Genomic DNA, 8,946 nt, shown 5'->3' with positions numbered 1-8,946 from the left:
GATAGCTGGCTGGCGCCGCCTGTGGTGGTTGTTGGCCTGATCAGCGCACATCGCTAGCCATTTCCATGGTCCGGTGGGCGTGGCCTCCCACTGTCGCCCGGGTGCAGCGCTTCTTCCGTTAGCCCGATATTAGGCGAAAGCCTAGAAGCCGCAACGCCCAGTCCGCCCACATCGGGGCCACCTCAACGCCTCGACGTCCGCTTGATCCACCAATCAGGCTTCCCCCGAGTTTCGCAAAACAACCTCTCGGCGGCATTCCGCAACCTGGACAAGGACGCCGGGAAGGAGATGACGCGCCGCCGTCACTGTAGTCTTCGATGAAATCGTTGGCGACGTGCATGTCGGCGGCCGTAGCCCGTACCGATCTCCGGCAGATAAGCGCCTACTCGTTCGTCAGGATTGACGAGCCGTTAGCCACCGCGCGGCCGAGCATCAGGTTAGGTGTCGTCTTGGTAATGGAGATGCGATGCGGCTCTTGGACTCGAAGTCCGACCCATAGGCATCGTAGAGATGCGATCGATGTCCCATAGAACAATCAACGCTTCCCTCTCGCGAGTCCTCCATTTGGAGCTCCGCCCTTGCCCGGGCACTCACTCGGGTTTGACAACGAGCCAAAATCGACTATTTTGTTATAATACACTTACACTGGGGCGGAGCGGGAGCGTATGAATGCCCTTGAGCAGATCGCTTGGGCGAAGGAATTCGAGGAGGTCCTAGTCCCGCCGGAAATGGCTGGATTCGGGCGCCGCTGGGTACCGCCTTCCAAATATGCGGCGGGCCACGAAGACTGTTTCCAAATAGAGCTCAGCCTTTTGCTGACGACCAGGCGCTTTATGATGCGTGAAAAATGCCTCGAAAACCATCGGGGCACCGACCGCCTAGTGTTCCTCTATCATTTGGATGGACGCCGAACCATCTCCCCGTCAACGGGCGAGGCAGTTAACCTGCAGAAGCCCACGTTCGTTGCCTACTTCCACCCCAAAGGCGTCGACGCGATAAATCAATGGGCCGCAAGCCAGTCGGAGACGGCGATGGCTCTCGGCTTCGACCCGCAAGATCCGCCACGCGTGGTGGCCGAGTTTTCCGATCAGCTAGCGGTCCTGCAGGACCTGTTGCACCATCCTGCCGGCCGATTTTCCTGGATCGAGCTTCCGTTCTGTTCGGAAATGGAGAAGATCGCAAGATCCGTCATATTTCGAAGCATCGATCGGCGCTTTGTGCATCATTATGTCTCCGCAAAAGCCAAGGAGTTACTTTGCATCACTTTGGACAATTTACTTTCACAGGGTTTTGTAAAGTCTAGGACCGTCCTGAGCATGGACGAGAAGCTGGAGTACATTAAAAGCATTCTTGACAGCGATTTAAAGAGCAAACTACCGATCTGTAAGCTCGCAGAAGAATTCAACATCTCGAGCCGCAGCGTCAACAAGGCGTTCGCGGATCGGTACGGCATTAACACCCACGATTACCGGACTATGGTGCGCTTATCAAAGGCTGTCGATCTCCTCGTTAAGACTACAATGCCGCTGAAGATGATTGCCTACGAAGTCGGCTACGACTATGCTTCCAACTTCTGCCTGGCGTTCAAGAAACACTACGGCTACACGCCCAAGGAAATTAGACGAAGCGGTCTATTACAGCATGCCGCCGATTGACCGATCTATTGGATTGCTCCTCATAGCCGTGAACAATGGGCGCAGGTTAGGGCGACCCGTTGGCGACCGAGCTACAGGTTCCATAATCAACCACCGCTCTAAATAACTATTCTAAATTCCCTCATCCGTTCTCCATGTGATGTATACGTCCACACGCGTGAGCATTCTCATGCGGCTCGGAAACTTGGGTGAGGTGGGACCGTCTATGATGGAGCGGTCCCCTTAAAATAGGTCTGCGATCGACGACACCATTGCGCTTGACCAGCGCGCCTATGAACACTCAACCGCGTGCGACAGGAGGAGCCACCCATGACCGAAACAACACTCGCTGGCGTCTGCGACACCTTGATCCGCAACGGCTATCTGATCAAATGGACGCCAAGCGTTCCGTCTATGCCTGCGGTGCAGTGGCAATTAGCGGCAACGCGAAAAGTATAGCCCCATCGGAGCGTCCAAAAATCCACAACAAGTTCGGTGGACGCCCGATCTATTACTCCACTGTTCGAAGGGTATCGCAACCAATCACCTTTGCCCAAGGGTGCGAGGATTCCTGCTCCGTGGGCTGGTAACGGAGCTTTCAGCTCAGGGCATGCCCTTGAGGAGATCAAGGACTTCTCGTTCGAGACAGTGGTCACCCTGGCTGGAGGGATCAGCGTACGCTCGTCCAGTCGGTGCGTGCCAAGGAAGATTATGCGTGCAGGCAGCGGATCGCATCTGCGTCGGGACTGGCCTTCATATCGGACTGTGTGCTGACTCGCCTATGCCTGCCAGCACATGGGGCGCCGGAGATGAAGGTCGGCAGGCGAGTATCACCGGTCCTTACTTCATGGAGATGTGCATCGGCCGCACACGAAGCGTGCAACCCTCATTGTCCACGGACTACCTCATCAAGGGAACACGAGCCTACGGCCGTAACCGAATTGGTGGAACCGGACCAACTCTGGGAATCTCCTCTCAAGCGCACAAAGGCGCTCAGAGCCCTTCCGCCAACGGACCATCCGCCTCACCGCCGATTTCGTCCGACGACAGGCCGCCATCGAGAAGCTTTCGAGCCGGGCATTCGGGCTCAGTGCGAGTGCTACTCGAACAACGAGCAACAGCTGCGCCTGTTGTTCTAAACGCGCCAAAAGCGCGAGAAAGCCAGATAAATGGGAAAAGTGTTAATGTCTAAAAAACATCAGTCAGTCTACAATCTCGGTTCCAGGAAGCCCAAAATTGCCGTTGGTGCATGGATTGCGCCTTCCGCCACCATCGTCGGTGCCGTGACCATCGGGCAGCAGTCCGGTGTCTGGTTTAACTGCGTGCTGCGTGGCGACGACAATACGATCAAGATCGGCGCGCGAAGCAACATCCAGGACGGGTCGGTCATTCACATCGACCTCGGCGAATTTGATGTCGTCATCGGAGACGATGTCACCGTTGGGCATTCCTGCCTGATCCATGGTTGCAAGCTCGAAGACCGTGCCTTCGTCGGGATGGGTTCGACCGTCATGAACGGCTGCATCATCGAGCCAGATGGCGTTCTCGGGGCACGCAGCCTCCTGACATCGGGCAAGCGGATTAAGTCGAGAGAGTTGTGGACGGGTTCACCGGCCAAGCTCGTCCGGATGCTGTCCGAAGAGGAGATCCGAAACTTCCGAAAAACTGCACCAAGCTACGTGCGCAAAGGTGAGCGTTTCCGCGCCGAACTCAATCAAGAATAGCGGTCAAAACGTTGAGTTGGGATAAACATCTATGTCGACCAGAACAGGCCCCCCTCTCATCAGCCGTTGCCCCATATTATCTTTTGTCTGGGCGTTATCAACTTAACTCGCGTTCATGACATCGGTCTATGCCGCAAATCCCTGAACGCGTTTTAAAGTTAACAACGCCGGCAGAGGATTGGCTCGTGCACACCGGCCAACATGGATAGCGTCGAGTTAGGATGGATACGCGCCCGCCTCATCGGTTCTGGCTCTCAAAAACCCGGAATGTCTCAGTGAGAAGCTCCAGGAAGAGGTCGATTTCCGGCTCGGTTATGATGAGCGGAGGAGCTGCCATAAACCATTCCCCGAACTTTCCGCTGGCGGCGCGGCGTGCGTAGAGATGCAGCCCGAGTTCGCGGGCGATCTCCGAAACGCGATAGGACGCCTGCTTGGCTGCGGGAAAAATCGCCTTGGTTGCCTGGTCCTCAACGATCTCCACCGCGTTGAGGAGTCCCATTCCCCTCACGTCGCCGACCGTGGTGCTCCGATCCTTCAGTGCGTGGAGCTTTTGCCGCAGCAGGAAACCCATCCGCTTGGCATTACCCATCAGATCGTGGTCGAGCATCTCCTTGAGAACCGCGACACCAATTGCCGACGAGAGGGGATTTCCGGCATAGGTGTGGCCGTGTAAGAAACCACCGGACTCGGCGACCTTGTCTACGATCCTGTTGGGGGCGATCATGGCGCCAAGCGGCGTATAACCGGCGGCCAAGCCTTTGGCGCAGGCGACGAGGTCGGGCAGAGCGTTTGGCCAATGATGAGCGGCGAGGAAGGTTCCTGTTCGGCCGGCGCCGGACATCACCTCATCGAAGATCAGCAGAACGCCATAGCGATTGCAAATCTCCCGGACTTTGGAATAATAGTTATCCGGCGCAACCAACGCGCCGGTCGCGACACCGCCGACCGGCTCCATGATGAAGGCGAGCACCGTCTCCTCGTTTTCCGCGAGGATCTGCTGTTCGAGCGCGTCCGCGCAGTAGTCGGCATAGGAACTGACATCGAAGCCCTCAGGGAGGCGATAGCTCAGTGGCGCTGGCACCTTGGGCATTATCTGCATGATCGGGCCGAACATCTCGTCCCGGTCCGGATCACCGGTGACAGCAGCGGCGCCAAGCGTCGCGCCGTGATATCCTGGCATGCGCGCAAGGATTTTCCAGCGCTTCGGCTGTCCGCTGGCCACCGCGTATTGGCGCGCGAGCTTGATGGCAGATTCGACTGCTTCTGAACCGCCGGAAACGGGAAAAGCCTGATCGAACCCAGGGCCCGCGAGGTCCGCGATCATCCTGCAGAGCGTATCGGTTGATTCACTATAAAACGAGGCATAGCTGATGCGATTGGCCTGGTCGATCATCGCATCGCGGACGCGCTCGTTCCCATGGCCGAGGTTGACAACGAGCGCGCCGGATGAACCCTCCAGATAGCGCTTGCCGTTGGTATCCCAGAAGAAGATACCCTTCCCATGCGATACCTTGAATGTGCCCGGGGCTCCGCGTGAGCCGGCGTAGAACCTGTCGAATGCATTCTGAACGAGTTTCGGTCGAACAATACTCTGAGTGGACATTGCAACTTCATCCTGATTGGTTCGTCGGTGTGAAGAAGGGGGCGCGGCCTGGTTCACGACGGTGCACCCCGCGGGGAGATCACGTCATGGCGCAAGGCTTCAGTGCGTCGCGGACGAAGAGGCCCTCCAATTCGAGGAGGGTCTCCTTCAGGCGCGCGGCATTGATAGCGCCAATGACGGGGCTAGCGAGCATGAGGAACTTCGCTTCCACTTCCGCCTGTCCAAAAGCGGGCCCGCCGGTGGCGCCGGTTGGAACCGCGGCCTGGGCGGAAAGCGTTTTGCCGTTCCGAAGGCTGACGCTGACACGGGCCGGCAGGAGCCTTTCCGCATAGAATACCTCATCGGCACCGGCGAGCGTTGAAAGGCTGATCCGTGCCGCGGTTTGTTTTATACCTTCGTCAGTCAGGTCGTCTTCGCGGAGGCCGGTCGCGGAGGACTTGTCGTGCAGTTCGAGTGCGAGCGCATAGGGGATATGAAACACCGCCTCGATGGTGGATTGCGGCCAAGGTCCATTAAAGTCGCGAACGAACTCGCTCACGGTTTCGACATGAATGCCCCTGATGTCGGCATGGCCGAAACAATGGCTTTTCTGCAGCGAGCGCAGGCAGTCGATCGTAGTGTGAATCCAGCGGCAGACGCCATAAGGTTTGAAGCCGGTCTCAAGGGTGAAGTACCGTTCTCCCCATTGGTCAAGCATGTTCTGGGGTTCAAAGCGGTCAGAACCGGCCATAATCCAGAAGCCGTCAGCACCGTCGAAGATCGTGCGGTTCGCGTGAAAACCTTCTCGTACAAGGTCCACCGCAGTGATGGCCCCCTTGTTCGCCCATCCGTAATTGTTCTTCAAAAAGCATATTGGCCGGGAATAGAATTTTTGCCCAAAGGGGAGCGGAGCATGCATCGGCGCCAGCCCATAAGCATCGGCGATTTGCTCGGCGCTTAACCGATGCAACAGGCTTGCTGCCGTGCAAGCGCCGAAAATCTGCCAAGTCGCAAGACCGCTGACGTGGCGGTTGCGGTCTTCGGTAGGCCGCATGGCTGTGCCCAGGCGCAGCGACATTTCATAGCCACCGACAATCGCGGCGATCAGCGCCTTGCCGGAGCTGTCTATCTCTTCGGCAACGGCGATCGCAGCCGGAATAATGGAGTTGCCGGGATGCCCGAAAAGGACATAGGAATCATCCAGACTAAGCATGCTGGCGCTATGGCCATTGGCATGAGCGGCATTGGCAGGATGGAAGCGTAGTGACGTGCCGAAAACGGTACTGGGACCACCGGAGTCGGTACGCGCGAGATAGGGCGTCAATTGTCTCGCCCCGCGGCTCGTGCTTCCCGCGATCATGCAGCCGACATGGTCGAGGATGAGAAGCTTCGCCTTGTCGACTACTGGCGCCGGCAGTTCATCGTATGTGAGGCGAGCGACCGTATTGGCAATGTCTTGTGTCAGCGACATAGTTTCGAACTCCAATGAGGAACCTGCGCTATCACCGGGGCCGCGGACACTGCTAGCGAGACTTCCGCTCGTTTACAAAGGCAAATCGTAAGGTTGGCTTTCACCTCATATCCTCTTCTTTGGATATCGCCACTCTAACCGATGTCATTTTCCCAGCCCTTTGCTGAAAGTTATGATCGCGCGGTTTTGGTTATTCGATTGCGATAATGAGAGCGTGCTCCCGGGCGGGCGCCCGCGGTCACGTCAGGATGGTTGTCGCGGCCAAGATATGAACATCTGACGAAATCGACGACAGCCCTACTGACATGGTCGTCCCTTTTCAAAAAGGATGGTCCGATCTTTTTCCGCACGGCCGTCATCGATCAACCCTTGATAGCGTGCTTGCCGGAAATGCGGATTCCCGCATACTCAATAAAGACGGGAGTGTTGCGCACAGTGAGAGCGGATCGACGTTGCCAATCAGTTTGCGACAAAGCTTTCTCCTCCGCTATGGGGCTTGCATAAAACTGAGCATGCTTCGTGCCAATTGAGAAAAGCATTTTAAAACGACGTGATGGCTCTAAAACAGCTATGTCGCGTATCCGAGATCGTGGGACGTAAACGACAAAACCGTAGATCGCGCCGCTGGGTTTGTCGTGTCCGTGGGACAGGCTTGTTTACCCATTTGCTTCAGGCTAACTAGCTGAGTAGAATCACAAAATTGTTCTTCGATCCTATCAGCCAAATTGGCACGGGTTTTGAGCTCCTTCGGTGTGAGGCGGCGAGAGCCGCCGACCGGTATCCATGTCGCGGGTAGCCGCGATGAATGGAACGAAGGATGCAATTTCAAAATGAATCTGGAAACAGAACGTTTGTTCATGCGCCCAATACGTCCTTGGGACGCCGACGCCCTGCATCGCCTGCACTGTGATCCGCTAGTAGTCGAATTGACGATGGAGGGAATTCCGCCAACGCGGGAAATGTCTGATGCGCGGCTGTCCCTATATCTTCATGAGTGGGAAACTTACGGCTATGGATTCTGGATGGTCTATGAACGAGAGGACAATGGCGACTTGCGCTTCGTGGGGCGGTCCGGGCTGCGCCGCTTCGATGACAACGCCATTGAAACCGGAACCTGCTTGTTCGGAGCCCGGTGCGGTCAGGGGATTGGGCCGGAAAGCGCTAAGCCAGTGATTGAATTCGCCTTCGCAAGCCAACCTATCGGTCGGTTGGTCTGTTTCATACGCCCGACGAATATTCGGTCTCTCAGAGCGAGAACTCGACTGGGCTTTACCTGCCTTGGGCCGGTTGTCGTTGATGGAACAAACTATCAGTTCTTGGAGTTGCGCCGTCCGCCTCAGTGATGCTCAGTAAACTGCGCTTCGGGCTCAAAGTTGTCCGGGTCAGGCTGACACGCCAAATGCGTTGACGGACAGGGAATGGGCGTTGATCGAGCCGTTCATGCCTGGAGCGAAGGCGACAGGACGACCGCGGACGACCGAGCTGCGGGCAGTCGTGGACGCGCTCCTCTATATCGCCTGGACGGGCTGCCAGTGGCGGGCATTGCCGGACCGCTTCCCGCCGGTTTCGACGGTTCAACGCTATTTCTATGCCTGGCGAGACAATGGGCTGTGGAAGACCATCAACTTCCACCTGGTGGCTGCGGCACGCCTGGCCCTCGCTCGCGAGGCGAGCCCGAGCGCCGGCATCATCGATAGCCAATCGGCAAAGGCCACGGACGTTGCCGGTTTGCGTGGCTACGACGCCAGCAAGAAGATCAAAGGCCGCAAGCGCCATATCATCACCGACACCGAGGGGCACCTGGTCAGGCTGATGGTCCATCCTGCCGATATCCAGGACAGGGATGGGGCAGTCGGCCTCATCGCCTCCATTTGACAGCTTTACCCGTGGTTGCGCCATCTATTCGCCGACGTTAATCTGGCATAGTGGCTCAACGTGAGAGACATCATCAGTCTCATCCGTGATCCGTCAGGATATGGGCGATGATCTCGCCGATATCGGGATCCAGTGCCAGATGTAGCTTTCGCCAGCTACGGCGGGATCTGGCGTCATGTTTCTCCTTCAGCCACTTGCGCGCGCCGTAGACGTGCAGAAAGGTGCTTTCCACCCCAACGTGCAACGAGCTCAAATCAGACGCTAGTACCGTGCTCCGGGAGATCGGCCATATTCGTGCCCCGCCGGCTCATGTGGTATCGCCGTGTTCGCGCTAAGGGACTGGCATATAGCCGCATAAGCAGAGACGGCGGGATGAAATCGCAGTCTCCATCGGCTACTGCAAACTCTCGTTGGTCGGGACGGCAATTGGGGGGACCAGCGCTACCGATTGCATAATCAATCGCCGCCCTAAATAACTTTCCGAATTTCCCCTGGTCTGTTCTCCATGCGATGGATGGATAGGCACACGCACGAGTATTCTCACGCGGCATGGAAACACCGGAAGGGGAAACCGTCTACGATGCAATCCGCAGAAACTCGGTTTACGGTCGACGAAGCCATCGCGCATGAGCAGCGCGTCTATGAGGGCTCAAACCCGAC

The 8,946-nt window shown here is 57.1% G+C and carries 7 protein-coding genes and 1 pseudogene; 5 read left to right on the top strand and 3 right to left on the bottom strand.

The window, feature by feature from the left end:
- Positions 1 to 665: 665 nt before the first annotated feature.
- The 3 genes from EOA78_RS34015 to EOA78_RS34010 all read left to right on the top strand — a co-directional run bounded on the left by EOA78_RS34015 (position 666) and on the right by EOA78_RS34010 (position 3,358).
- Positions 666 to 1,655, top strand: coding sequence for a response regulator transcription factor (locus EOA78_RS34015; RefSeq protein WP_127319936.1), 990 nt, complete (start codon positions 666 to 668; stop codon positions 1,653 to 1,655).
- Between the two features lie 309 nt (positions 1,656 to 1,964).
- Positions 1,965 to 2,093 (top strand): hypothetical protein, encoded by a 129-nt coding sequence (locus EOA78_RS37845; protein ID WP_281034102.1) that lies wholly within the window; start codon positions 1,965 to 1,967, stop codon positions 2,091 to 2,093.
- Between the two features lie 710 nt (positions 2,094 to 2,803).
- On the top strand, positions 2,804 to 3,358 hold the full coding sequence (locus EOA78_RS34010; protein ID WP_206533556.1) for a gamma carbonic anhydrase family protein: 555 nt from the start codon (positions 2,804 to 2,806) through the stop codon (positions 3,356 to 3,358).
- Between the two features lie 238 nt (positions 3,359 to 3,596).
- On the opposite strand, the gene EOA78_RS34005 is transcribed toward EOA78_RS34010, so the two are convergent.
- The gene (locus EOA78_RS34005; RefSeq protein WP_245477977.1) at positions 3,597 to 5,018 is read right to left on the bottom strand and encodes an aminotransferase class III-fold pyridoxal phosphate-dependent enzyme; all 1,422 of its coding nucleotides are present in this window, start codon (positions 5,016 to 5,018) and stop codon (positions 3,597 to 3,599) included.
- A 22-nt stretch (positions 5,019 to 5,040) separates the two neighbouring features.
- Positions 5,041 to 6,411 carry an MmgE/PrpD family protein gene (locus tag EOA78_RS34000; RefSeq protein WP_127319934.1) on the bottom strand — a complete coding sequence of 457 codons (1,371 nt, stop codon included), beginning with the start codon at positions 6,409 to 6,411 and terminating at the stop codon, positions 5,041 to 5,043.
- Positions 6,412 to 7,241: 830 nt separating this feature from the next.
- Between EOA78_RS34000 and EOA78_RS33990 the strand changes: the two genes are divergently transcribed.
- Both EOA78_RS33990 and EOA78_RS33985 read left to right on the top strand, forming a co-directional pair.
- Entirely contained in the window at positions 7,242 to 7,754 is a 513-nt protein-coding gene (locus EOA78_RS33990; RefSeq protein ID WP_127319930.1) for a GNAT family N-acetyltransferase, read from the top strand.
- 61 nt (positions 7,755 to 7,815) lie between these two features.
- Positions 7,816 to 8,283 (top strand): annotated as a pseudogene (locus tag EOA78_RS33985) (IS5 family transposase); the annotation flags it as partial.
- 82 nt (positions 8,284 to 8,365) lie between these two features.
- On the opposite strand, the gene EOA78_RS36325 reads toward EOA78_RS33985, so the two are convergent.
- Complete coding sequence (locus EOA78_RS36325) at positions 8,366 to 8,518, bottom strand: transposase (protein WP_164784077.1); 153 nt, start codon at positions 8,516 to 8,518, stop codon at positions 8,366 to 8,368.
- Positions 8,519 to 8,946: the final 428 nt, after the last annotated feature.

It is taken from the genome of Mesorhizobium sp. M5C.F.Cr.IN.023.01.1.1 (assembly GCF_003997585.1).
Lineage (GTDB): Bacteria > Pseudomonadota > Alphaproteobacteria > Rhizobiales > Rhizobiaceae > Mesorhizobium > Mesorhizobium wenxiniae.
The sequence above is the reverse complement of the archived record's forward strand: the minus strand, read 5'-3'. Positions and strand labels throughout refer to the sequence as shown.

What these genes read in the sequence shown, in the direction of transcription:
- EOA78_RS33990 (WP_127319930.1), top strand. Translation starts at nt 7,242, where the DNA reads ATGAATCTGGAAACAGAACGTTTGTTCATGCGCCCAATACGTCCTTGG.
- EOA78_RS34000 (WP_127319934.1), bottom strand. Translation starts at nt 6,411, where the DNA reads ATGTCGCTGACACAAGACATTGCCAATACGGTCGCTCGCCTCACATAC.
- EOA78_RS37845 (WP_281034102.1), top strand. Translation starts at nt 1,965, where the DNA reads ATGACCGAAACAACACTCGCTGGCGTCTGCGACACCTTGATCCGCAAC.
- EOA78_RS34010 (WP_206533556.1), top strand. Translation starts at nt 2,804, where the DNA reads ATGGGAAAAGTGTTAATGTCTAAAAAACATCAGTCAGTCTACAATCTC.
- EOA78_RS34015 (WP_127319936.1), top strand. Translation starts at nt 666, where the DNA reads ATGAATGCCCTTGAGCAGATCGCTTGGGCGAAGGAATTCGAGGAGGTC.